Source organism: Agrobacterium sp. 22-210-1 (assembly GCF_053522525.1).
This window is the reverse complement of record NZ_JBNWCI010000001.1, coordinates 881,906-905,614: the sequence shown is the minus strand read 5'-3', so window position 1 is coordinate 905,614 and position 23,709 is coordinate 881,906. Positions and strand designations below refer to the sequence as shown.

23 protein-coding genes are annotated in these 23,709 nt (G+C 59.7%); 11 read left to right on the top strand and 12 right to left on the bottom strand.

The annotated features are described in order from the left end of the window. Positions 1–31: 31 nt before the first annotated feature. Positions 32–970, bottom strand: coding sequence for a LysR family transcriptional regulator (locus tag ACQZ5F_RS04650; RefSeq protein WP_170979853.1), 939 nt, complete (start codon positions 968–970; stop codon positions 32–34). A gap of 242 nt (positions 971–1,212) precedes the next feature. On the opposite strand from ACQZ5F_RS04650, the gene ACQZ5F_RS04645 reads away from it, so the two are divergent. After that, entirely contained in the window at positions 1,213–1,431 is a 219-nt protein-coding gene (locus tag ACQZ5F_RS04645; RefSeq protein ID WP_046798454.1) for a DUF1127 domain-containing protein, read from the top strand. Between the two features lie 271 nt (positions 1,432–1,702). Continuing rightward, the gene (locus ACQZ5F_RS04640) at positions 1,703–2,743 is read left to right on the top strand and encodes a GlxA family transcriptional regulator (RefSeq protein WP_046798287.1); all 1,041 of its coding nucleotides are present in this window, start codon (positions 1,703–1,705) and stop codon (positions 2,741–2,743) included. Positions 2,744–3,017: 274 nt separating this feature from the next. On the opposite strand, the gene ACQZ5F_RS04635 is transcribed toward ACQZ5F_RS04640, so the two are convergent. Beyond that, entirely contained in the window at positions 3,018–4,493 is a 1,476-nt protein-coding gene (locus ACQZ5F_RS04635) for an NAD(P)H-hydrate dehydratase (protein ID WP_225339744.1), read from the bottom strand. A gap of 358 nt (positions 4,494–4,851) precedes the next feature. On the opposite strand from ACQZ5F_RS04635, the gene ACQZ5F_RS04630 reads away from it, so the two are divergent. The 4 genes from ACQZ5F_RS04630 to hspQ all read left to right on the top strand — a co-directional run bounded on the left by ACQZ5F_RS04630 (position 4,852) and on the right by hspQ (position 8,110). Next, positions 4,852–5,190 (top strand): P-II family nitrogen regulator, encoded by a 339-nt coding sequence (locus tag ACQZ5F_RS04630; RefSeq protein ID WP_003508042.1) that lies wholly within the window; start codon positions 4,852–4,854, stop codon positions 5,188–5,190. A 72-nt stretch (positions 5,191–5,262) separates the two neighbouring features. Next, positions 5,263–6,672 carry a type I glutamate--ammonia ligase gene (glnA, locus tag ACQZ5F_RS04625; protein WP_046798285.1) on the top strand — a complete coding sequence of 470 codons (1,410 nt, stop codon included), beginning with the start codon at positions 5,263–5,265 and terminating at the stop codon, positions 6,670–6,672. A 97-nt stretch (positions 6,673–6,769) separates the two neighbouring features. Then, entirely contained in the window at positions 6,770–7,690 is a 921-nt protein-coding gene (locus ACQZ5F_RS04620; RefSeq protein ID WP_225339743.1) for a DMT family transporter, read from the top strand. Between the two features lie 90 nt (positions 7,691–7,780). Next, entirely contained in the window at positions 7,781–8,110 is a 330-nt protein-coding gene (gene hspQ / locus ACQZ5F_RS04615) for a heat shock protein HspQ (RefSeq protein WP_046798283.1), read from the top strand. Positions 8,111–8,200: 90 nt separating this feature from the next. Here the strand turns inward: hspQ and ACQZ5F_RS04610 are convergent, their stop codons facing one another. Together ACQZ5F_RS04610 and ACQZ5F_RS04605 are read right to left on the bottom strand one after the other, a co-directional pair. Then, a complete protein-coding gene (locus ACQZ5F_RS04610; RefSeq protein WP_046798282.1) occupies positions 8,201–8,857 on the bottom strand; it encodes an invasion associated locus B family protein in 657 nt (218 codons plus the stop codon). A 133-nt stretch (positions 8,858–8,990) separates the two neighbouring features. Next, positions 8,991–9,125, bottom strand: a complete 135-nt coding sequence (locus tag ACQZ5F_RS04605) for a hypothetical protein (RefSeq protein WP_263647292.1) — start codon at positions 9,123–9,125, stop codon at positions 8,991–8,993. 56 nt (positions 9,126–9,181) lie between these two features. On the opposite strand from ACQZ5F_RS04605, the gene ACQZ5F_RS04600 reads away from it, so the two are divergent. From ACQZ5F_RS04600 to ACQZ5F_RS04590, 3 genes are read left to right on the top strand one after another with little or no spacing between them, the layout of a single operon-like run. Next, the gene (locus tag ACQZ5F_RS04600) at positions 9,182–11,029 is read left to right on the top strand and encodes an extracellular solute-binding protein (RefSeq protein ID WP_225339742.1); all 1,848 of its coding nucleotides are present in this window, start codon (positions 9,182–9,184) and stop codon (positions 11,027–11,029) included. Between the two features lie 27 nt (positions 11,030–11,056). Continuing rightward, complete coding sequence (locus ACQZ5F_RS04595) at positions 11,057–11,725, top strand: DsbA family oxidoreductase (protein ID WP_046798280.1); 669 nt, start codon at positions 11,057–11,059, stop codon at positions 11,723–11,725. Between the two features lie 52 nt (positions 11,726–11,777). Further along, complete coding sequence (locus ACQZ5F_RS04590) at positions 11,778–12,719, top strand: DMT family transporter (protein WP_046798279.1); 942 nt, start codon at positions 11,778–11,780, stop codon at positions 12,717–12,719. Between the two features lie 44 nt (positions 12,720–12,763). On the opposite strand, the gene ACQZ5F_RS04585 is transcribed toward ACQZ5F_RS04590, so the two are convergent. The 3 genes from ACQZ5F_RS04585 to ACQZ5F_RS04575 all read right to left on the bottom strand — a co-directional run bounded on the left by ACQZ5F_RS04585 (position 12,764) and on the right by ACQZ5F_RS04575 (position 17,352). Continuing rightward, positions 12,764–13,102: a hypothetical protein gene (locus tag ACQZ5F_RS04585; RefSeq protein WP_052819738.1), complete on the bottom strand. Its 339-nt coding sequence runs from the start codon at positions 13,100–13,102 to the stop codon at positions 12,764–12,766. A gap of 437 nt (positions 13,103–13,539) precedes the next feature. Continuing rightward, positions 13,540–17,037 carry a transcription-repair coupling factor gene (mfd, locus tag ACQZ5F_RS04580; RefSeq protein ID WP_046798277.1) on the bottom strand — a complete coding sequence of 1,166 codons (3,498 nt, stop codon included), beginning with the start codon at positions 17,035–17,037 and terminating at the stop codon, positions 13,540–13,542. 3 nt (positions 17,038–17,040) lie between these two features. Next, complete coding sequence (locus ACQZ5F_RS04575) at positions 17,041–17,352, bottom strand: succinate dehydrogenase assembly factor 2 (protein WP_046798276.1); 312 nt, start codon at positions 17,350–17,352, stop codon at positions 17,041–17,043. A 189-nt stretch (positions 17,353–17,541) separates the two neighbouring features. Between ACQZ5F_RS04575 and recG the strand changes: the two genes are divergently transcribed. Next, a complete protein-coding gene (gene recG, locus ACQZ5F_RS04570) occupies positions 17,542–19,647 on the top strand; it encodes an ATP-dependent DNA helicase RecG (RefSeq protein ID WP_225339740.1) in 2,106 nt (701 codons plus the stop codon). Positions 19,648–19,659: 12 nt separating this feature from the next. Further along, positions 19,660–19,932, top strand: coding sequence for a hypothetical protein (locus ACQZ5F_RS04565; RefSeq protein ID WP_046798274.1), 273 nt, complete (start codon positions 19,660–19,662; stop codon positions 19,930–19,932). Positions 19,933–19,957: 25 nt separating this feature from the next. On the opposite strand, the gene ACQZ5F_RS04560 is transcribed toward ACQZ5F_RS04565, so the two are convergent. The 5 genes from ACQZ5F_RS04560 to glmS form a co-directional block, all read right to left on the bottom strand. Continuing rightward, positions 19,958–20,248 carry a type II toxin-antitoxin system RelE/ParE family toxin gene (locus tag ACQZ5F_RS04560; RefSeq protein ID WP_225339739.1) on the bottom strand — a complete coding sequence of 97 codons (291 nt, stop codon included), beginning with the start codon at positions 20,246–20,248 and terminating at the stop codon, positions 19,958–19,960. Beyond that, positions 20,245–20,490, bottom strand: coding sequence for a CopG family ribbon-helix-helix protein (locus tag ACQZ5F_RS04555; protein WP_046798273.1), 246 nt, complete (start codon positions 20,488–20,490; stop codon positions 20,245–20,247). The genes ACQZ5F_RS04560 and ACQZ5F_RS04555 overlap by 4 nt, the downstream gene beginning before the upstream one ends. A 117-nt stretch (positions 20,491–20,607) precedes the next feature. Beyond that, positions 20,608–21,276, bottom strand: a complete 669-nt coding sequence (locus ACQZ5F_RS04550; protein ID WP_046798272.1) for a DUF502 domain-containing protein — start codon at positions 21,274–21,276, stop codon at positions 20,608–20,610. A 13-nt stretch (positions 21,277–21,289) separates the two neighbouring features. Beyond that, on the bottom strand, positions 21,290–21,793 hold the full coding sequence (locus tag ACQZ5F_RS04545; protein ID WP_225339738.1) for a GNAT family N-acetyltransferase: 504 nt from the start codon (positions 21,791–21,793) through the stop codon (positions 21,290–21,292). Beyond that, positions 21,790–23,616: a glutamine--fructose-6-phosphate transaminase (isomerizing) gene (glmS, locus tag ACQZ5F_RS04540; RefSeq protein WP_137084523.1), complete on the bottom strand. Its 1,827-nt coding sequence runs from the start codon at positions 23,614–23,616 to the stop codon at positions 21,790–21,792. The genes ACQZ5F_RS04545 and glmS overlap by 4 nt, the downstream gene beginning before the upstream one ends. Positions 23,617–23,709: the final 93 nt, after the last annotated feature.

Genomic DNA, 23,709 nt, shown 5'->3' with positions numbered 1-23,709 from the left:
CCCGCTTCAAGGCCGCGCAGGCCCGGCCATGTTACGCCGCCTTGGCAACCTCGACAAAGGCGCTGCGAATGCTCTCCGCCACCGCAAGCACCGGACGCGACGCCTTGTCGCCCATGATCAGGCGAATATCGAAGCAGCCGAGTTCCGGCAGGCCTTCCTTGTCGCCCAGAATGACCATGTCGTTTAACACATAGGATCGCGGCAGCGGCGCGATGGCAAGATCGGCGGCAATCGCCGCGCGCTGCGCCATCGTATGGCCGCTGAGATAAGCCACCCGGAAATTCCGCCCGCGCCTCTCCAGCGAATTGATCGCCTCCGAACGCCAGATGCAGCCTTCTTCCCAGATCGAAATCGGTAGAGGGTCACGCAGATAAGCGGTGCCGCATTTTGCACCCGCCCAGACGAGACGTTCGCGCATCAACACCTCGCCCGTATCCCTGAGCGGATGCGAGGCACAGTTGACGAGCGCAAGATCAAGCCGTTGCTCGTCCATCCGCTTGTAGAGATTGGAGCTGGAATCGATGGTGACGTCGATCATGATGCCGGGGAAAGCCTCGGCAAAGCGCTTGAGAATGCCCGGCAGCAGGCCACGCTCCCCGATATCCTCCGGCGCGCCGAGACGCACCACACCGGAAAGCTCCGGCATGACGAAACGTGACACGGCTTCATTGGAGAGCGCGATCATGCGGCGCGCATAGGTCAGCAGCGTCTCCCCATGCGCGGTCAATGTTACCGAGCGGGCATCGCGCAGGAACAATGTCGTCTTCAACTGTTCCTCAAGCTTCTTGATCTGCATGGAAACGGCCGAGGGCGTCCTGAACACCACTTCCGCAGCGGTGGAGAAATTTCCCGTTTCCGCAATCGCGACGAAGGTTCTCAATATGTCGTTATCCAGCAACGGCAGCGGTTGGCGGAAAGTTACGGTCATGGCACGTACCTTCAAATATTTTGATTTATAGATGGATATCATTTCGTTTGATTGAATGTCAACTAGCGCGCACGATCCGGGACATCGAATGACAGGACCGAAAAAAGCCCTGCTGTCATGAAGCGCCGAACTCCCCTTATGTGATGACGCGCAGCCGGCAGGCCATGCCAGTAAGTCATTCCGATAATTGATGAATGATATGAAATTCATTCTCTTGTTTGATGAAATATGCAGGCGCATATCGAAGGCGCAAATCAATCGTGGTTCAGGAAAGGATCAAGGACATGACCATGATACACTATCTCCCGGCGGCGAACCGCTCTCCGCATCGTCCCTCTTCCGGCGGCTGGCTTCACCGCCTGTCAGGCCACGTTTCCGCTCTTTACAGATCATGGCGTCGTGCACGGATGCTGCGCGCACTTGAGGCATTGCCGCCTGAAACATTGAAGGATATCGGATGGCCGACGACAGACAATTACCGCACAAACGCCATCCGCAAATGACCTCTGACCGGTGGCTCGCAGCCATTTTAAGACTTGCGAGCCATCTCTTCCCGTGTCAATACGCTCCGGCAACGGCGTAAAAAAGCCTGCCTGTTTTACATGCGACACGACGCCTTTTTAAAAGGCTTGTCGCAAATTTTGCATATTTCAAAAGCGATTTTTTGACAGCCCCGATTCCACGGCGTATTTTTCGTTAAAGATGTCGGAAACAGGACATCCAGAAGACCGATTCCAAGGGAGGAATTGCGTATTCGCAACGGAGCACGGGCAAATGAGCAAAAACTCCCAGAAGAAACGCTCAATCGTCTTTTTTCTCATTCCGCAATTTACCATGCTGCCCTTTGCCGCAGCGGTTGAAACGCTTCGCATCGCCAACCGAATGTTGGGCTATCAAGCCTATGAATGGCGCATCGCTTCACTCGATGGCCAGAAGGTCATGTCATCGAGCGGCATCTGTCTCGAGGTCGACACCTGTCTCGCTGATGAGCGTCGGTATGTTACCGGCGAGAACCGCGCAGAAATGGCAATCATCTGTTCGGGTATCGATGTGGATCAGCACATCAACAAGTCAGTCAACGCCTGGCTGCGCGAAGCCTATAATCGCGGCATCGCCATCGGCAGCCTCTGTACCGCCGCCCATATCCTTGCGCAGGCTGGCCTGCTGAACGGCAAGCGCTGCGCAATCCACTGGGAAAACCTGCCAGGTTTTTCAGAAGCCTTTCCGCAGGTGGAAGTTTATGCCGACCTTTTCGAAGTCGACAGCAACATCTACACCTGTGCCGGCGGCACGGCCTCGCTTGACATGATGCTGAGCCTGATCGGCCAGGATTTCGGCGAAAACCTCGTCAACCGCGTCTGCGAACAGCAATTGACCGACCGGGTGCGCAGCCCCAATGACCGCCAGCGCCTGCCGCTGCGCGCCCGCCTCGGCGTGCAGAATAGCAAGGTCCTGTCGATCATCGAATTGATGGAAGGCAATCTCGCCGAGCCGCTGTCGCTGCTTGACATAGCCGATGCCGCCGATCTGTCACGCCGGCAGGTGGAGCGCCTGTTCCGTCAGGAAATGGGCCGCTCGCCCGCCCGCTATTACCTTGAAATCCGCCTCGACCGCGCCCGTCACCTGCTCGTGCAATCAGCCATGCCGGTGGTCGAAGTCGCCGTCGCCTGCGGTTTCGTCTCGGCCTCGCATTTTTCCAAATGTTACCGCGAAATCTACAATCGCACGCCGCAGCAGGAACGCGCCGAACGCAAGCTCTTGATCAGCGCCTCGCGAATGGCGATGGCGAGCCAGGGTGGCAAAGCCGCGCATTGAAGACGCGGCCTTAAAAAGCCTCGGGCACGATGGCAGGCAGATCGAAGACAAAGCACCTCCGTCATGCCGGACTTGATCCGGCATCCAGCCACGGCGCGTCTGCGCCGTGAAAGAGTCTCTCGCGATCAAGGACTTGATCGCGCTGGACACCGGATCAAGTCCGGGGTGACGGAGTACGGATGATGGAACTGTGCCAAAAAACACAAGTTCAGCGAGCTGCTAGCTGCCCGCAGAAACCCGACCCAAATCCCTACCCCAACACCATCAGAGGAACTCACCTAAACGGCCGAACCGCGTGGGCAAGATCCTCCGCCGTCATGCCAATGCCCGCCCTGTTGCCCGCCTCACCATGCAGCCAGACCCCGGCAGCCGCCGCCTCGAAGGCAGGCGCGCCCTGCGCCAGCAACGCGCCGATGATACCGGCCAGCACATCTCCCGAACCCGCCGTTGCAAGGCTCGCCGGCGCATTGGTGTTGACCAGCGCCCGCCCGTCCGGCGCGGCGATCACCGTATCCGCGCCCTTGTAGACCAGCACTGCACCGCTGCGCGCTGAAGCAACCTGCGCCTTCTCGATCTTGCTCAATCCGGCATCTGCGGCAAGATCGGGAAATAGTCGCGCAAACTCGCCCTCATGCGGCGTCAGGACAAATTTTCCCGTGCCCGACGTGACGCGTTCGAACAGCGCCTCCGTATGATCCTTGAAAGCCGTGATCGCATCGGCATCCAGCACCACCGCCCTGTCTCCGAGCAGGGACACGAATTGCCGCGCCTTGTCCAGATCACCAAAACCCGGACCGAGAACGAAAGTGCCGTGACGCCGATCCTCCAGCCAAAGCCGAAGATCATCGCTATTGTCCATGGGCGCGTTCATCACCGCCGTCAGCGTCATCGAAAGCACGTCGAGCGCCGCTTTCGGGGCAGTGACAGTGACGATCCCCGCCCCCGCCTTCAGCGCCGCAAGCGCCGTCATGCGGCTTGCGCCGGTCGCATGGGCCGGGCCGGAAAAGACGGTCAGGTGCCCACGCCGGAACTTGTGTGTCTCCATATCGGCGCGCGGCAAGGCGTGCCCCCAGACAAGCGGATGGTTTTCAGCCACCGATCCCGCATGTGCGGCAAGGATGCGGGCGGGAATGCCGATATCGAAGACTTCCAGCGCCCCGCACAGCTCCCGCCCCGGCATCAGCAGATGGCCGGGCTTGCGCGCCATGAACGTCACCGTGCGCTGCGCTTTGAATGAGGCACCGAGAGGCGCACCCCTGCGGCCGCAAAGGCCCGAAGGCAGATCAACGGCAAGCACAGGAACGCCCGCCTTCGCCACCGCCTCGATCACATCGGCAAGTTCGCTTGGAATATCGCGCGACAATCCGGCCCCGAAAACCGCATCAATCACCATGTCGCCGCCAAGAGGCACATAATCGCCAAGCGGCAACGGCGTTACCCCGCTCCGCTCAAATGCCGTTCGCGCATCGCCCTTCAGCGCGGCAGTATCACCGAGATGATAAACCGCAACGGCCGCGCCGCTCTGCAAAAGCACCCGCGCCGCCACATAACCATCTCCGCCATTATTGCCGCCACCGCAAAGCACGACGAAACGCAGCGCCTGCGGATAATGGCGCAGGACCGAGGCGGCAACCGCCTGCCCCGCCCGCTCCATCAGGTCATACAGCGGAATGCCGGATTGCCCGGCCGCCGCATCGATGCGGGCCATCACGTCAGGGTCGATCAGGAAGAGCTGTGGAAGGGATGTCATGGGCCGATCATCCCTTCAAAACGCCGGAAAGGCAATCGATACAAAAATAAGCAGATCTGCGTGACTGAATAATAGTCAAATGCACAAAATATAAACAGACCGGCAAAACACCCGTGCCGAAACTCAAAATATAAGAGATTACTAAAATAATACAAATCAATAGAAATGCGGATGGATTTTTGGGATTTTCGAGAGAAATTCGCCGGAAACCCGCCAAAAGCGAATGCATTTTGTCCCGGAAAGCCGAGCGGGCGAAGTTTTTTCTTCAAGCCCGCTTCCGATCTGGCACAATACGTGCATTCTTGTGGCAGAGCGGGAAGAACCTGCTTTAACGGGAGAAGCGGAGAGATATTTTCTCATGAAAAAGATCGAAGCGATCATTAAGCCTTTCAAGCTCGATGAAGTGAAGGAAGCCCTTCAGGAAGTCGGACTTCAGGGAATCACGGTCACGGAAGCAAAAGGCTTTGGTCGTCAGAAGGGCCACACGGAACTTTACCGCGGTGCGGAGTACGTTGTGGACTTTTTGCCGAAAGTGAAAGTCGAAGTCGTATTGGCGGACGAGAATGCGGAAGCCGTCATTGAGGCGATCCGCAATGCGGCCCAGACCGGACGTATCGGCGACGGAAAGATTTTCGTTTCCAATATCGAGGAAGTCATCCGCATCCGTACCGGTGAAACAGGCGTGGACGCCATATAATCAAGAAGGTCCCGGGCCGGGGAGGCTCAGGCTTTTCACCTCGTCATCATCACACTCAAGGAAAACGTTTAAATGACGACCGCAAACGATATCTTGAAGCAGATCAAGGATAACGACATCAAGTTCGTGGACCTGCGCTTTACCGACCCCAAGGGCAAGCTGCAGCACGTCACCATGGATATTGTCTGTGTGGACGAAGACATGTTCGCCGATGGCGTCATGTTCGACGGCTCCTCGATCGCCGGCTGGAAGGCCATCAACGAGTCCGACATGGTGCTGATGCCCGATCCGGCCACCGCCCATATCGACCCGTTCTTCGCCCAGTCCACCCTGGTCGTCCTTTGCGACATTCTCGACCCGGTCTCGGGCGAAGCCTATAACCGCGACCCGCGCGGCACTGCCAAGAAGGCCGAAGCCTACCTCAAGGCATCTGGCATCGGCGACACCGTCTTCGTCGGCCCCGAGCCTGAATTCTTCGTCTTCGACGACGTGAAGTACAAGGCCGACCCTTACAACACCGGCTTCAAGCTGGATTCGTCCGAACTGCCGTCCAACGACGACACGGATTATGAAACCGGCAACCTCGGCCACCGTCCGCGCGTCAAGGGCGGTTATTTCCCGGTTCCGCCGATCGATAGCCTGCAGGACATGCGCTCCGAAATGCTGACGGTTCTGGCCGAAATGGGCGTCGTCGTCGAAAAGCACCACCACGAAGTGGCTGCCGCGCAGCACGAGCTGGGCGTGAAATTCGACACGCTGGTCTCCAGCGCCGACAAGATGCAGATCTACAAGTACGTCGTGCACCAGGTCGCCAATGCCTATGGCAAGACGGCAACCTTCATGCCGAAGCCGATCTTCGGCGATAACGGCTCGGGCATGCACGTTCACCAGTCGATCTGGAAGGGCGGCAAGCCGACCTTCGCAGGCGACGAATATGCCGGCCTGTCTGAAAACTGCCTCTTCTACATCGGCGGCATCATCAAGCACGCCAAGGCCATCAACGCCTTCACCAACCCCACCACCAACTCCTATAAGCGTCTGGTGCCGGGTTATGAAGCGCCGGTTCTGCTGGCCTATTCCGCCCGCAACCGTTCGGCTTCCTGCCGTATTCCCTTCGGCTCCAACCCGAAGGCAAAGCGCGTCGAAGTCCGCTTCCCGGACCCGACCCAGAACCCCTATCTCGGTTTTGCGGCCATGCTGATGGCCGGCCTCGACGGCATCAAGAACAAGATCCACCCCGGCAAGCCGATGGACAAGGACCTTTACGACCTTCCTGCCAAGGAACTGAAAAAGATCCCGACCGTCTGCGGCTCGCTGCGCGAAGCGCTCGAAAGCCTCGACAAGGACCGCAAGTTCCTGACCGCCGGCGGCGTGTTCGACGACGACCAGATTGACTCGTTCATCGAGCTGAAGATGCAGGAAGTCATGCGTTTCGAAATGACCCCGCATCCGGTCGAATTCGACATGTACTACTCGGCCTGATCGGCCTATCGAGCGCTCCCCGGGGCGCTCGATTCATCTCGGCGGTTTTCCCCGGAAAGCCGCCGTTTTCTTTTGAAGCCCAGCCATATCGCGAAGAATGTCAAACAAGCCAGCCTCTCAGCAAACCCGCCTCACGGACTGGCTCATCTTTCTGGCTGTGCCGTTCTTTTTCTCCAGCAACGTCATTTTCGGCCGCGGCGTCGTCGGTGAGGTCTCACCCTTCATCGCCGCCTTCATCCGCTGGATCGGATCAACCCTCATCATCGCGCCGTTCATGGTCGCCGACTGGCGCAACTGCCTGGCTTTCCTGCGCCACAAAACGCTGCTGTGGCTCGTACTCGGCATTCTCGGCATGGGCATCTGCGGCGGCGTGGTCTATTGGGGCCTGACCATGACGACGGCTGCCAACGGCACGCTGATCTACACGACATCGTCGCTGTTCATCATCCTGTTCCAGCGCATCTTTCAGGGCCGGCGCATCAGAAAGCTCGAAGTGGCGGGCATGATCATCGCCTTTGCCGGCGTGGCGGCCATCGTGCTCAAGGGCGATATGTCCGCTCTGTGGCACATGAATTTCAACATCGGCGATTTCGCGATCCTCACGGCAGCCATCGCCTTTGCGATCTATTCGCTGCTGCTGCGCGACCCGGCGGCCCGGCAGATGGCCTCCTTCAGCCTCTTCGGCCTGATTGCGCTTTCCGGCGCGCTGGTGCTTCTGCCGCCAGCGGCCCTCGAACTGGCGCAGGGCGGCATGCTGCCCGCCACACCGATGGCCTGGGCGAAGATCGGCGGCATCATCCTTTTCGCCTCGCTGCTCGCCTTTTATTGCTTCACCCATACGGTGCGCGTTTTCGGCCCGGCAACGGCCGGCATCACGCTTTATATGATGCCGCCGGTCTCGATCATAATGGCAACGTTTTTCCTTGGGGAGAGCTTCGAGACCTATCACGCCATCGGCATCGTGCTGGTCACCGGCGGCGTGGTCATCGCCACCGCGCCAATCGGCCGAAGGGCCTGAACGGCGGACGGCAATATGGGCGGGATACCCCCTAGCCCTTGATATTTCGCATTCCGCCCCCAACTATTAGTGGGAAAGGAAGTTCATGCCATGAAACAAAGAGACGCAAAATTCACGCTTGGCGAGATCGTCCGCCACAAGGTGTTTCCGTTCCGCGGCGTGGTCATCGACGTGGACCCGGAATATGCCAATACCGAGGAATGGTGGAACGCCATTCCCGCCGATATCAGGCCGGATCGCGACCAGCCCTTCTATCACCTTCTGGCGGAAAACGAGGAGACGGAATATGTCGCCTATGTTTCCGAGCAGAACCTCGTCCACGACGAAAACGAGACGCCGCTTAGAAACCCCAATATCGGTCGCATCTTTGACAAGGCGCCGAATGGTGAATGGCGTCCGAAGATGTCGACGGCGCATTGACGCAAGTCTGAAATCCCCACCCCTCCCAGGGCATAAAAAAACCGGTCTGTCGCCAGACCGGTTTTATTATTCTTGACGCTGGTGCAGCGATCAGGGCTTCGGCGCGGTCTTGGCGGCGTCCTGAGCGGCTTCCAGCTTCTTGCGGGCCTCTTCTGCCTTCTTCTGCATGCCTTCCTGCAGGCTGCGCTGGCTTTCGGCCAGCTGCGACTGAGTGATGGCAGCACCATCATAAGCGCCAGTGAAACCGGTCAGTGCGATCTTGATGGGGTTCGGCGCGCGGCGGAAGTTGATGGAGGTGAAGACCACCTCGCTACCCTTCTTCAAGGAAGCAATCATGGCGTCCGTCAGCGGAACTTCAGCCGTGCACTTGTCGGGAAGGCAAACGGCGTAATCGAGCTTCTGGCCCTTGCCGCCGTCGATCTGCATCATCACGCCCGGAGGAATGAGACGCGCGGTCGGAACGGAAACCTGCAGCAGCTTGCGGTTGACCTTGCCTTCGACGGTGATGAGGCCGACAGCGGTGATCATCTGGCCGTTCTGGGCGAGAACCACGTTCTGCACGACGCAGACATCGTTGTCTTCCTGCTTGGAGCAGGTCTTGAACCAGCCGAGCGGAGGAGCGCCGGCGCCCTGAGCGGCGGGAGCAGCATCCTGCGCCTGCGAGATGGCCGGAGCGGACACTGCGCCGAGAGAAAGGACCAGAGCGGACAGAGCCGTCCGGGTGAATGTGTTTGCCTTTTGCATCATAAGAGTTCCGTCTCCTGAATGTCTGCCAGAACAGAACCGCTAAGGTCCTGTTCGCCGATGGCGGTATCCTTCTGCCCGTTCAACTGTCGTTTAAATGAGGCAAATGCGTGACCCGTCTCTTCCGGCCACCCTGTTACATGCCGATCGCGGCGATATCCAGCACTTCTTTAACTTTTTCTTGAGGTGGGCCAAGATTTCCCGCCCGCGCATGGGTCCAGCCATGGGCCTGTGCTACATATTTGCCAGAATCATAACGAAAACCAATCATGACGATAAACCGATCATCATGACAAATCGGACGGACAGTTGAGACAGGATAATAACATGCGCAACCTTGCGGCCCTCATCCCCGCATTGTTTCTTTTGGGTTCGTCCCTGCTTCCCGCCGGGAGCGCCCAGGCGCAGCCGCTTCACGGCATTTCCATGCACGGCACACCGGCGCTGCCGGCGGACTTCCGGCACTTCCCTTACGTCAATCCGGACGTTAAAAAAGGCGGACGCATCTCCTATGGGGTCGTCGGCACCTTCGACAGCCTCAACCCCTTCGTTCTCAAGGGAATGCGCACCACCGCGCGCGGCGTCTGGGACCCGGAATTCGGCAACCTGCTCTACGAACCGCTGATGCAGCGTTCCAGCGAAGAACCCTTCAGCCTTTATGGCCTGCTGGCCGAAACGGCTGAGTGGGATGAGGAGCGCAGCTTCATCCAGTTCAACATCAGTCCGAAGGCGAAATGGTCGGATGGCGAGCCGGTGACGCCCGACGACGTGATCTTCACATTCAATCTCCTGAAGGAGAAAGGCCGCCCCCCCTTCAACAGCCGTCTCGACGGCGTGGCGAAGATGGAAAAAATCGGCGATCACGGCGTGCGTTTCACCTTCAATGAGAAGGCGAACCGCGAAACGCCGCTCATTCTCGCCTCCTCCACCCCCATTTTGCCAAAACATGCAATCGACCCGGAAAAATTCGAACAGGCGGGCCTCGGCCCGGTCGTGGGCTCGGGTCCATACCGAATCAAGACGCTGCGGCCGGGAGAACGAATCACCTGGGAGCGGAACCCGGACTATTGGGGCAAGGATATTCCGAGCAAGGTCGGCTTTGAGAATTACGACGAGATAACCGTCACCTATTTCCTTCAGGTCACCACCATGTTCGAGGCCTTCAAGAAGGGCGATATCGACATTTACCCCGAAGGCGACGCCATCAACGGCACCTCCGATACCTCGCATTGGGGGCAGGCTTATAATTTCCCCGCTGTTCATCGCGGCGATATCGTCAAGGATGTGTTCCAGCCGCGGCTGCCTTCAGGCATGTTCGGCTTGGTGTTCAACACCCGCCGTGCCGTCTTTGCCGATGAAAAGGTGCGCGAGGGACTGTCCTATGTGCTCGATTTCGAGTGGATGAACAGGAACATTCTCGGTGGCGCCTTCAAGCGCACGCAGAGCTACTGGCAGAATTCGCCGCTCGGCGCCTTCGGCAATGCCGCCGATGCGCGCGAGCTTGCGCTGCTGGGCGATGCGGCGAAAACCATGCCGCCGGAGCTTTTGGCGGGAACCTATGCCATGCCCACCACCGACGGCACCGGTGCGGACCGCAAGGTGCTGAAACTGGCCGTCGATAAGCTGAAAGAGGCCGGATACAGCATCAAAAACGGCAAAATGTCCGACGCCAATGGCCGCCAGCTTGCCTTCGAGATCATGACGCAGAACCCGGCGCAGGAGCGCATAGCGCTTGCCTATCAGCGCTCCCTCAACCTGATCGGCGTCGCCATGGGCATCCGCTCGGTCGATGACGGCCAATATCAGGCCCGCTCAAACAGCTTCGATTATGACATGATCATCCGCTCCCTGCCCTCCTCGCTCTCGCCGGGGGCGGAGCAGCTCAACCGCTGGAGTTCGCTATCACGCGACGCGCAGGGCAGCTTCAACTATGCGGGGGCCGCCAATCCCGATATAGACCGGATGATCGAGGCCCTGCTGCAGGCCCGTTCGACGGAAGATTTCCAGGCAGCCGTGCGCGGTTACGACCGCCTGCTGGTTGCCGGTCACTACGTCATTCCGCTCTATTATATCGGTGCGCAGTGGATCGCCCGCTGGAAATATATCGACCGCCCGGATATCACCCCGATATCAGGCAATCAGAAACAGACCTGGTGGGATGCGCGGGCGCAATAACCGGTCCAGACAAGGGAAGATAAAACCATGGAACGCATCGTTATCGACGTCGTATCGGATATGGTCTGCCCCTGGTGTTATCTTGGCAAGGCAAGGCTCGATCTTGCCATTGCCGAGGTGCAGGACGAGATCAGCGTCGACGTGAACTGGCGTCCCTATCGCCTCAATCCGGACTATCCGCCTGAGGGCGTCGACCAGAAAGCCGCTCTCGAGGAAAAGCTCGGCAAGGAGCGTCTGGAGCAGGCGCATGCCAGTCTGGTGCAGCTCGGCAAGGAAGTCGGCATCCACTATGATTTCGATGCGATCAAGATCGGCCCGAATACACTCGACGCACACCGCCTGTCGCTCTGGGCCCATTCGGAAGGCCGCGACATTCAGGAAAAGATCGTTACCGGTCTGTTCAAGGCAAATTTCGAGGAAGGTCGCAATATCGGCGATCACGCCGTGCTGACCGACATCGCCGAAAAGGCGGGCATGGACGCCAAGGTCGTGGCGCGGCTTCTGGCATCCGACGCGGACAAGGATACGGTTGTCGCCGAAATTGATGCGGCGCAGCAAATGGGCGTTGCAGGCGTGCCGTTTTTCATCCTCGACCAGAAATATGCCATCAGCGGCGCGCAAACGCCTGATGTATTGATTGCTGCACTGCGGGATATTGCAAAAATCAAGACGGACGAGCATAAGTCGATGAACTGACGGTCGAACCACCGGCAGCTTACCCTAACCGATAAACTGTTGGTGTTTTCCCGTGTCGGACCAGACCCTGAAAGGCATTCTGCTTGCCTTTGCCGCCTTCGCTGCCTACGCATGGAGCGACGCGAGCGTTAAACTCATAGAAGGCCAGATTTCGCCGATCGAATCGGCCTTCTTCGGCGCCGTCTTCGGCCTCGCCGCCCTGCCCTTCATCCGCAAGCGCAACGATCGCTGGGCGGATGTCATCAAGACGACGAACCGCCCGCTCTGGCTCATCCGCTTTTTTGCCTCCGGCATCGGCGCGGTCGGCAGCGTCACCGCCTTCACGCACCTCTCCATGGCCGAAGCCTTTGCGTTGATCTTCCTGCTTCCCTCCTTCGTCACCATCATGTCGGTGGTATTTTTGAAGGAACAGGTCGGCATCAAGCGCTGGTCGGCAGTCATTATCGGTTTCATCGGCGTACTGATCATTCTCAGACCAGGTTTTCGCGAGCTGGGCATCGGCCATCTGGGCGCCATCCTCGGTGGCTTGAGCGGCGCGCTGTCCATCGTCATCTTCCGCGCCATGGGGCCCTCCGAAAAGAATGTGTCGCTGTACGGCGCGGGCGTGCTGGGCTGTCTGGCAATCAGTGGCTTTGCCATGATCCCCACCTTCGTGCCGCCCAGCGGTCAGCAATGGCTGCTTCTGGCCGGTTACGGCCTGTTTGCCGCCGTCGGCAACGTGCTGGTCATGTATGCCGCCCGTTATGCGCCCGCCGCCATGATCGGCCCGACGCAATATAGCCAGATGCTCTGGGCGATCTTCTTCGGATACCTGATCTTCGGTGACCATATCGATGGCTGGATGCTGGTCGGCATCGCCCTCATCGTTGGTTCCGGAATGCTGACGCTCATCCGTGAAAAGCAGCGAAAAGTGCCGATGCCAGCCTCGATCGCGGCCACCGACCAGAACGTCGCAGTCGGCATCACGCCGGAAGAAGCGCCGCGACCGCTTTAGTCCCGGCGCGTTCTTCCATAGCTATTATACTGTTGGCAGCGAACTCAGTCGCAGACCCGTGCGCGATACATGTCGCCCCAGCCATTCTGCCGCCAGACGACGTGGCAGCGCGGATAGGCCGGCTGATAGATCACTGGAGGGCCATAAACCGGCGGGCCGTAAAAAGGCTCGCCATAATAAGGGCCGCCATAAGAATGCCGCGCCCCGGCAATGATGGCGCCGCCGATAATTGCTCCGGCGATACCTGCGGCAATGCCGGCGCCGCCATGTCCGTGTCCGAAATGGCCGCGTGCTTCCGCCTGGCTGGTGGTGGCAATTGTGGTGCCCGCAATTGTCAAAGCAACCAGACCTGCGGAGACGAACCTGTTCATCCTGGTCCACATTGTCTTGCTCCTTCGTCTTCCCACTCGCGCATCATATTGGGCGCAGTGCAGGAGATGAAAACAAGACTACGCCCGCCGAAGCTACCGGCGCATGTCCGTTTCATTACATCCCGGTAATGTTTGCAGAGCCTTGGGGTGTTGGTTGATCCGATAAGGCAAGATGGTTTGTCCGGATGTGCTTTAAGTTTTGGCTTTCGGAAGGTTGTCCGACCCGAGGGTACGTGTAGCTTTACCCCCCTCTGCCCTGCCGGGCATCTCCCCCACAAGGGGGGAGATCGATATGCAGCAAGGTCTCGCCCATCTCGAAGCTTGCGCGTGAAGCGGTGGTAGGGCCTCTTGCCGATCTCCCTCCTTGTGGGGGAGATGCCCGGCAGGGCAGAGGGGGGTAAAGCCTCACACGCCTAGGTCCGCTGTCAATCGACAACCTCTCGAAAGCTTTAGGACCGCGCCAATTCCGCCAGCTGCGTCATGATCATCGCCGCACCCGCCAGACGCTTTTCCGGCGTCGGCAGATCGCGCGTCAGGAACAGGCTGTGGTCGGGCCGGATTTTCGCCATGGAGCCTTGCTTGCCGATATAGGCGACGAGCGCCGCCGGGTTCGGGAATTCCTTATGACGGAATTGCAGCACCACGCCCTTCGGCCCGGCATCCACCTTCTCGACATTGGCAACGCGGCAGAGCGACTTGATGTAAACGATCTTGAGGAGATGCTGCACCTCTTTCGGCAGCGGGCCGAAACGGTCGATCATTTCCGCGCCGAAACCGTCGATCTCGCTGATATCGGCAAGCTCGCCGAGACGGCGGTAGAGACCCATGCGCAGATGCAGATCCGGCACATAGTCTTCCGGGATCATCACGGAGGTGCCAACAGAGATTTGCGGCGACCAGCCGCTGTCGCGCACCTCTTCGTCACCCTTCACCTCGGCGACAGCTTCTTCCAGCATCTGCTGGTAAAGTTCAAAACCGACTTCCTTGATATGCCCGGACTGTTCCTCGCCAAGCAGATTGCCCGCGCCGCGAATATCCAGATCGTGGCTCGCCAGCTGGAACCCTGCCCCCAGCGTATCCAGCGATTGCAGCACCTTCAGCCGCCGCTCCGCCATCGTCGTCAGCACCTTGTTGACCGGCAGGGTGAACAGCGCAAAGGCGCGCACCTTGGAACGGCCGACACGGCCGCGCAGCTGATAAAGCTGGGCGAGACCGAACATATCGGCGCGATGCACGATCAGCGTGTTGGCGGTCGGCACATCGAGACCGGATTCGACGATGGTGGTCGAGAGCAGCACGTCGTATTTGCCGTCATAAAAGGCGTTCATGATGTCTTCGAGTTCGCCCGCCGCCATCTGGCCATGCGCAACCGCCACCTTCAGCTCCGGCACATCCGATTGCAGGAAAGCATGAATATCGGCGAGATCGGCAAGGCGCGGGCAGACATAGAAACTCTGGCCGCCGCGATAATGCTCGCGCATCAGCGTTTCGCGGATCACCAGCGGATCGAAAGGTGAAATGAAGGTGCGCACCGCCATGCGGTCCACCGGCGGCGTGGTGATGAGCGAGAGTTCACGCACACCCGTCATGGCCAGTTGCAGCGTGCGCGGAATTGGCGTGGCCGACAGCGTCAGAACGTGGACGTCGCTTTTCAGCTCCTTCAGCCGTTCCTTGTGCTTGACGCCAAAATGCTGCTCCTCATCGATGATGAGCAGGCCGAGATTGGCGAAGCTTATGCCAGCGCCAAGCAGCGCGTGCGTGCCGACGACGATATCCGTCTTGCCGTCTGCCACTTCCTTTTTTGTCAGCGTCAGTTCCTTGGAACCGACAAGCCGCGAAGCCTGCTGCACGCGGATAGGCAATCCGCGAAAACGCTCGGAAAAGGTGCGGAAATGCTGGCGGGACAGCAGCGTGGTCGGCACCACCACCGCCACCTGCACGCCATTCATGGCGGCAAGGAAGGCGGCGCGCAACGCCACTTCGGTCTTGCCGAAACCGACATCGCCGCAGATGAGGCGGTCCATCGGCCGGCCAGCACCGAGATCTTCACGCACCGCCTCGATGGCGTTCAGCTGGTCCTCGGTCTCGTCATAGGGAAAACGGGCGGCAAATTCATCGTAAAGCCCGTCCGGCGCAACCAGCGCCGGCGCGTGGCGCACCAACCGAGCCGCCGCAATGCGGATAAGCTCATCGGCCATGTCGAGCAGGCGCTTCTTGAGCTTGGCCTTGCGCATCTGCCATGCGCCACCGCCCAGCTTGTCGAGCGTCGCTTCCGCTGCGTCAGAGCCGTAACGGGAAAGAAGATCGATGTTTTCGACCGGCAGGAACAGCTTGGCATCATCGGCATAATGCAGTTCGAGGCAGGCGCGCGGGGCACCCGCTGCCTCGATGGTCTGCAAGCCGACGAAGCGGCCGATACCATGTTCGGCGTGGACGACAAGCGAACCCTCGTCCAGACCGGCCACTTCGGAGATGAAATCCGCGCCGCGCTTGCGGCGCTTGGAGCGCCGCACCATGCGGTCGCCGAGAATATCCTGCTCGCCGATGACGGCCAGCGTTCCGGTCTCGAAGCCGGCTTCAAGGCTCAGCACCGCTGCTGCCGCCTCTCCCTTGCCGAGCTTTTCCACCTCTTTCAGCGATGTTACCGGCTTGATGTTTTCAAGCCCGTGTTCGTTGAGCACCTGCAACAGCCGGTCGAGCGAGCCTTCCGACCAGCCCGTGATCAGCACCTTCCAGCCCTTGGCGCGGCGATCCGCAATATGCTTCACCGCCAGATCGAAAACATTGACCCGCTCTTCGCTCTCGCCTTCGCTTAATGGCCGCGCCCAGCGCGGGCCGACATGGGCATCGAGCGTCGCGACCGGGCGGCCTTCGCTGTCATGTTCGTTGAAGGGCGTCAGGCGCACCGCGTTGACGCCGGCAAGCATCGCATCGAAGCTCTTGCCGTCGAGATAAAGCTGTCCGGGCGAAACGGGCTTATAGGGCGCGCCCTGCGTCGAACCCTTGGTTTCGCCAGAGGCCCGGCGAGCTTCGTAATAATCAAGCACCAGCTTGGAGCGCTCTTTCGCCGCCTCCTTCGCCGTGTGATCGGTGACGATACGAAAACCCTTCAAGTAGTCGAAGGCGGTCTCCAGCTGCTCATAAAACAGCGGCAGCCAGTGCTCCATGCCGGCGTAACGGCGGCCCTCGGACACGGCTTGGTAAAGCGCATCATCGCGGGTCGCAGCGCCAAACAGCGACAGGTAATTCTTGCGGAACCGGCCGATCGTATCCGGCGTCAGCGTCACTTCGCTCATCGGGTTGAGATCAAGCGAACGCGCCTGGGCAATGGTGCGCTGGCTGGCCGGATCGAAGGTGCGAATGCTTTCCAGCGTATCGCCGAAGAAATCGAGCCGCACCGGCTCTTCCGTGCCGGGAACGAAAACATCGAGAATGCCGCCTCGCACGGCAAATTCGCCCACTTCGCGCACCGTCGCCACCCGGTCGAAACCGTTGCGCTCCAGCCGCGCGGCAATCTCTTCCATGCGGATCTGGTTGCCGGGCTTGGCCGAAAAGCCGAGGCTTTCGATAATGTCGCGCGGCGCCATCTTCTGCAGCATGGCGTTGACGGTAACAAGCACGATGGCCGGATGCGGTTTCTTCGCATGGCTGATGAGGCCGGAGAGCGCAGCCAACCTGCGCGCCGAAGTGTCGGCGCTCGGTGACACACGGTCATAGGGCAAACAGTCCCAGGCCGGCAGCGTCATGACCGGAATATCCGGCGCGACGAAACCGAGGATCTGTTCGAGATCGGCGACCCGCTGGCCATCCGACATCACGTAAGCTACCGATGTGCCCGCCCGCGCCATATCTGCAAGCAGCAGGGCTTCCATGCCGGAAGGCACATTTCCGATGGTCAGCGGCGTATCTGCCGACGTCACCAGCTTTGCATCGAATCCGGCTATCATGTTTCAGGCTTTCAGGGTTTCGGCTGTGACGAGATCGAAATCGGGACGATAGGAAGCGATCTTCTCAAACAGCGGCGTCTGGAACTTTTCCGGTATGGCAAGCGCGCCCGTCACCATCTTGACGAGGTCGTTATCCTCTTCATCCATGATGATTTCCAGCTCATCGAGCTGGTCTTCGGAAAGTCCGGCAATATTGTCTTCCGCGAATTGCCCGAGCACCAGATCCATCTCGCGAATGCCCCGGTGCCAGCAGCGGTAAAGGATCCGCCGGCGTCTCGGATCGAGGTCGGCACTTGTGCGCACCAGTCCAGTCATCGCATTCACCTTTCGGTTGGCTATTCAACAGGATGTTGACTGCGACCTCCTATAGAACAGGAGGCGAACGCTTGGGAACCGGTTTTTATCGAAATAATGCCGCAGTAGTGAAAATCTGCCGGTGATAACCCGCCTTTGTCCGCCCCCAAGTCTTGCATAACGCGTCCCCTTCCCCGATTTTGCTGACCCATGCGCCCGGCCATTCTCGATCCGCTGTTTGCCTCCGTCTCCACCCTTGCGGGTGTGGGGCCGAAGCTTGCCGATCTTCTGGCCAAGCTCTTGAACCGGGAAAACGCGGACGACACCCGTGTCATCGATCTTCTGTTCCATGCGCCGTCAAATGTCATCGACCGCCGCAACCGCCCCGGCATTGCGCTGGCGGCCCCCGGCGCCATTGTCACCATTCAGGGACGCGTCGACCGCCACCAGCCACCGCCATCGGGCAACCGTTCCGCACCCTACCGGGTTTTCCTGCATGACGAGACCGGCGAACTGGCTCTGACCTTCTTCCGCGCCAAGGGCGACTGGCTGTCCAAGGCCCTGCCCGTCGATGAAGAGGTTCTCGTCAGTGGCAAGGTGGACTGGTTCAACGGCCGCGCCTCCATGGTGCATCCGGATTTCATGGTGAAGCTTTCCGAGGCCGAGAACCTGCCGCTGGTGGAAGCGGTCTATCCCATGACTGCCGGGCTGTCTGCCAAGGTGCTGCGCCGGGCAATCGAAGCTGGGCTTTCAAAACTGCCCGCCTTTCCCGAATGGATCGACGAAACGCTCAAAACCCGGCAGGGTTTTGGCGATGTGGCATCGAGCTTCCGCGAGCTGCACGATCCGCGCGACAGCGCCGATATCGAGCCGCAGGCGCCGGCGCGCCGGCGGCTTGCCTATGATGAATTCCTCGCCGGGCAATTGTCCTTGGCGCTGGTGCGCCAGCGGCTGCGCAAGGTGGCGGGCCAGCCGATCCGCGCCAAAGGTGACGTTGCCGCAAAAATTCTGTCGCAGCTGCCCTTCTCGCTGACGGCAAGCCAGAGTGCTGCGGTGAAGGATATTTTGACCGATATGGCCGGCGAAGACCGTATGCTGCGGCTGCTGCAGGGCGATGTCGGCGCGGGCAAGACGCTGGTGGCGCTGATGGCCATGGCAACGGCGGTGGAGGCTGGTGGACAGGCGGTGCTGATGGCCCCGACCGAAATCCTTGCACGCCAGCACTATGCCACCATCTCCAAACTCGCTCTCGCAGCAGGCATCACCGTCGAAGTGCTGACAGGTCGCACCAAGGGCAAGGAGCGTCGCGAGATCGAGGAGCGCGTCGCCTCCGGCGAAGCGCAGATCGTCATCGGCACCCATGCGCTGTTTCAGGACAGCGTCGCTTACAAGAACCTCGTGCTGGCAGTGGTGGACGAGCAGCACCGTTTCGGCGTGCACCAGCGCCTGCGCCTCACCGCCAAGGGCATCACGCCGCATATGCTGGTCATGACCGCCACGCCTATTCCGCGCACGCTGGTTCTGGCCGCCTTCGGGGACATGGATGTCTCCAAGCTCACCGAAAAACCGGCTGGCCGCAAGCCTATCCAGACCGTTACGATCCCAACCGAACGGATCGGCGATATTGTCGAGCGGCTGCGCGCGGCGTTGAAGGATGGCAAGAAGGCCTACTGGATCTGCCCGCTGGTGGAGGAAACGGAAGAATCCGACCTGATGTCGGCGGAAGAGCGCCATGCGGTTCTCTCGCAGATGCTCGGCGCCAATATCGGTCTTATCCATGGCCGCATGAGCGGCCCGGAAAAAGACGCCGCCATGCTCGCTTTCAAGAGCGGTGAAACCCGGCTGCTGGTGGCAACGACGGTGGTGGAAGTCGGCGTCGACGTACCGGATGCGACAATCATGGTCATCGAACACGCCGAACGTTTCGGCCTCGCCCAGCTTCACCAGCTGCGCGGCCGGGTTGGACGCGGCGACGAGGCCTCCACCTGTATCCTGCTCTATAAAGGACCGCTCAGCGAAAATGGCCGCGCCCGGCTTTCCATCCTGCGCGACAGCGAGGACGGCTTCCTGATCGCGGAAGAGGATTTGAAGCTGCGTGGTGAAGGCGAGCTGCTCGGCACCCGCCAGTCCGGCACGCCCGGTTTCCGTATCGCCAGCCTCGAGGCCCATGCCGATCTGTTGGAAATCGCCCGCAAGGACGCGGCTTACGTCATCGAGCGCGACCCCGAACTGACAGGCCCGCGCGGCGAAAGCCTGCGCACCCTGCTCTATCTGCACCGCCGCGACGAAGCGATCCGCTTCCTGCACGCCGGCTGAAAGTGAACCGCCATGAACATGATCGACCCGCGCCGCCCGCCACCCGCCTTCCGCAAAGGTTATGCACTGTGCTCGCCGCAGAATATCCTGCAACCCGAGACATTTGCGAAGAGCGAGAAAAAGGCGATCGGCAAGGCGTTCAAAAAGCCCGGCCGCAAGAAGGCGTGGAGCCAGGCGCTGGAAGAAGGCTGGAGCGTGCGGCTGGTCTATATGCGGCTTTTCGTTCCCGTATTCCACGCCACAACGACGGGCACAGAGGTTGATGATCTGGATGACGAGGATTGACCATGAAGTCTGAGGGACTGTTTGGCTAAAGCTCCGAAGGCCACCGCTGCGATGTGTGGATAATCGTCAAAACTTCGATATCCCGGCCAACGCGATAGGCAACGATGTAGGAAATGTCGGAAAGCACGGCTTCCGGTGTTCCCTTGATCCGCCCCACCCGTCCCATAGCAGGCTGATCAAGCGACATATCGACTGCCGAGACAAGGCGGGAAATCACACGGGCCGCAGCGGCTGGATTGTCCGTTTCGATATGCGCACCGATTTCATCGAGCCGTCGCAACGCCCGCAACGTCCATCGAATTTTTCGACCGCTCATGACGACCGCGTAGACCTGACGTATTTTCCGACGATGTTTGCCAGTTCTTCCGGCGTCCCGAACTCGCCGCGATCGGCCTCCGCCAATCCTGCCTCGATCTCGGCAAGCTGCCACTCTTCGCGGGCGACAAAGTCCTCAATCGCCCGCGCCGCCATGTAGGACCGTGAGCGATCGAGCTTTTCTGCCAGCTGATCAAGCTTGACAGCCACCTCGTCCGGCAGGCGTACTGTAAACGCAGTCATGGTTGCAGCCAATTTCGGTTCACTGTGATTATTGGTGAACCACATTGGTTCGTCAACCGCGCGACATTTCACCCCTGAGTGACAATGGAGCAAGGGATCGTATAGGCGCGAATATCATCAAACCGGCGCAATCATCTTCGGCGGCGTGAAATCCGGTGCGACGAGACCACCGGAAATCAAGAGTTTCGCCGCATCTTCCGGCGTCATGTCCAACATCACGATCTTGTCTTTCGGCACGAACAGCAGGAAGCCCGCCGTCGGCACCGGGGTCGGCGGCAGGAAGACGGCGACCATCTCCTGGCCCATCTCGTTGAACCGGTGGGCAAGCTCACCCTTGGCATCCGAGGCAACGAAAACCATCGCCCAGGTGCCGGGGGATGGAAACTCGATCAGGCCGACCTTCTTGAAGGAGTTCGCATGCTCCTTCAGAACGGATTCGAACAGCTGTTTGATGCTCTTGTAGATCGGCCGCACCAGCGGCATGCGATTAAGAATGGATTCGCCGACGCCGACGATCCATTTGCCGATGAGGTTATTACCGAGAAAACCGATGAGTGTGATGCCAACGACGGCGATCAGCAGCCCGAAGCCGGGGATCGCCACATCGAAATATTGCTCGGGATCGTAACGGGCGGGAATATAGGGTTTAACCCAACTATCCGCCCATTGCAGGAAGCTCCACACCAGCCACATGGTGATGGTGACGGGCGCGAGAATGAGAACGCCCGTGAGGAAGCTGTTGCGCAGACGGGCTGCGAAGGATATTTTTACTGGAATTTCAGTCATTTACCGTTCGGAATTAAGCGTTGTCGCCATCGAAACCCGGATGAAAACCGACAATGCCGGATGGAGTTCCGCCATGCAAGCGAAGAACTGTGAAATATTCGTCAGGAATCCCTTCCGCATTCACCCCTTCGACATGGCGAAAACCGAAGCGGCCATAATAGTCCGGATCACCTGCCACGACGCACCCGGAAGCATTCAGACGCTCCAGAACGGCAAGCCCGTCCCGCACCAGCCTTGAACCGACACCCTGCCCCTGTCGCTCCGGTATCACGGAAAGCGGCGCGAGGCAGAACCAGCCGGCCTCGCCGCTGGTGAGCGTCACCGGCGAAAAACCGACATGGCCGATGATGCCTTCACTATCCTCGGCCACCACGGAAACGGTGAGCGCACCCCCCTTGCGCAGCCGCGCAACGATCAGATGTTCGGTCTTGTCGCTGTGATCGACGTTACGGAAGGCATCTTCCGTAACGCGGGCAATCGCACCTTCATCATCCTGCCGTTCCGGCCGGATGATCATTCCACCGTCACCGATTTCGCCAGATTGCGCGGCTGGTCCACATCCGTGCCCATGAAGACGGCGGTGTGGTAGGCAAGCAGCTGGATCGGCAGCGAGAAGACCATCGGCGCGATCAGCTCGTCCACATCAGGCAGCGTGATCGTCGCCATGGTGTCGAGCTTGGAGGCGGCAGCCCCCTTCTCATCGGTAATGAAGATAATGCGGCCACCGCGCGCGGCGACTTCCTGCATGTTCGACACGGTCTTTTCGAAGAAGCGGTCATGCGGCGCAATGACGATAACAGGCGTGTTCTCGTCAATCAGCGCAATTGGCCCATGCTTCAGCTCACCGGCGGCATAACCTTCGGCGTGGATATAGGAGATTTCCTTGAGCTTCAGTGCGCCTTCCAGCGCCAGCGGAAAGCTGGTGCCGCGGCCGAGATAAAGCACATCCTTGAAACGCGACAGATCGCGCGACAGCGCCTCGATCTGCGGCTGGATGCTGTTGAGAACCTTGCTCATGATGCGCGGCATCTCGGTCAGATGGCGAACCAGTTCGGTTTCCTGCTGGGGCGTGATCGTGCCGCGCGCCTTGCCGGCGGCAACGGCCAGGGAAGCGAGCACGGCAAGCTGGCAGGTGAAGGCCTTGGTGGAGGCGACGCCGATTTCCGGACCGGCAAGGATCGGGAAGATCGCATCGGATTCGCGCGCCATGGTCGATTCACGCGTATTGACCACCGCGCCGATCTTCAGCCCCTCCTGCTGGCAATAACGCAGGGCCGCCAGCGTATCGGCGGTTTCGCCTGACTGCGAAATGAACAGGGCCGCCTGCGTGGGAACAAGCGGGATCTCGCGGTAGCGGAATTCCGAGGCGACATCGATTTCCACCGGCAGGCGCGCATAACGCTCGAACCAGTATTTGCCGATCAGGCCGGACAGATAGGCCGTGCCGCAGGCGGAAATGGCAAGGCCGGAAAGCTTGGCGAAATCGATTGCGGTGTCGGCCTGCTTCACGGTCTTGCTGGCGAAATCCACATAATGGCTGAGCGCGTGGGAAATGACTTCCGGCTGCTCGTAGATTTCCTTTTCCATGAAGTGGCGGTGGTTGCCCTTGTCGACCACATAAGCCGTCGCCTGCGAAATCTGCCGCTCGCGCTTTACCGGCTTGCCGGAGAAATCGATGATCTCAGCACCCTGCCGGGTCACGATGGCGCAGTCGCCATCCACCAGATAGGTGATCTCGTTGGTGAAGGGCGACAGCGCGATGGCGTCGGAACCAAGGAACATTTCGCCCCGGCCATAACCGACGGCAAGCGGCGGGCCGGAACGTGCCGAAAGCAGCGTGCCGGGATCATCCTGAAACATGACGACCAGCGCATAGGCGCCGGTAACGCGGTTCAGCATCTTCAGCATCGCTTCGCGATGGCCAAGGCCTTCGCGGGTATATTTCGCCAGAAGCTGCGCCACCACTTCGGTGTCCGTCTGGGTGGTGAAGGTCGCACCCCCGGCGGTCAGCTCCTCGCGCAGTTCGGCAAAGTTTTCGATGATGCCATTATGGACGACGGCAACGCCTTCGACGAAATGCGGGTGGGCATTGGTTTCGTTCGGCACGCCATGGGTCGCCCAGCGGGTGTGGGCAATACCCACAACGCCCGGCAGCGGCTTTTCCGAAACCAGCTTTTCCAGATTGAAGAGCTTGCCTTCCGCCCGGCGGCGGTCCATCGCGCCATTGTCGATGGTGGCGACACCAGCCGAATCATAGCCGCGATATTCGAGACGCTTCAGCGCATCGACAAGCCGTTCAGCAACAGGCTGGGTTCCGACTATTCCGACAATTCCGCACATATATTTCTCCAGACGGCGATCTCTTCGCCGAAACTACTAACCGTTTCTCCGAAATCAGCAATTATCTCGCCGGTCACTTTCGGTATCGCTCGG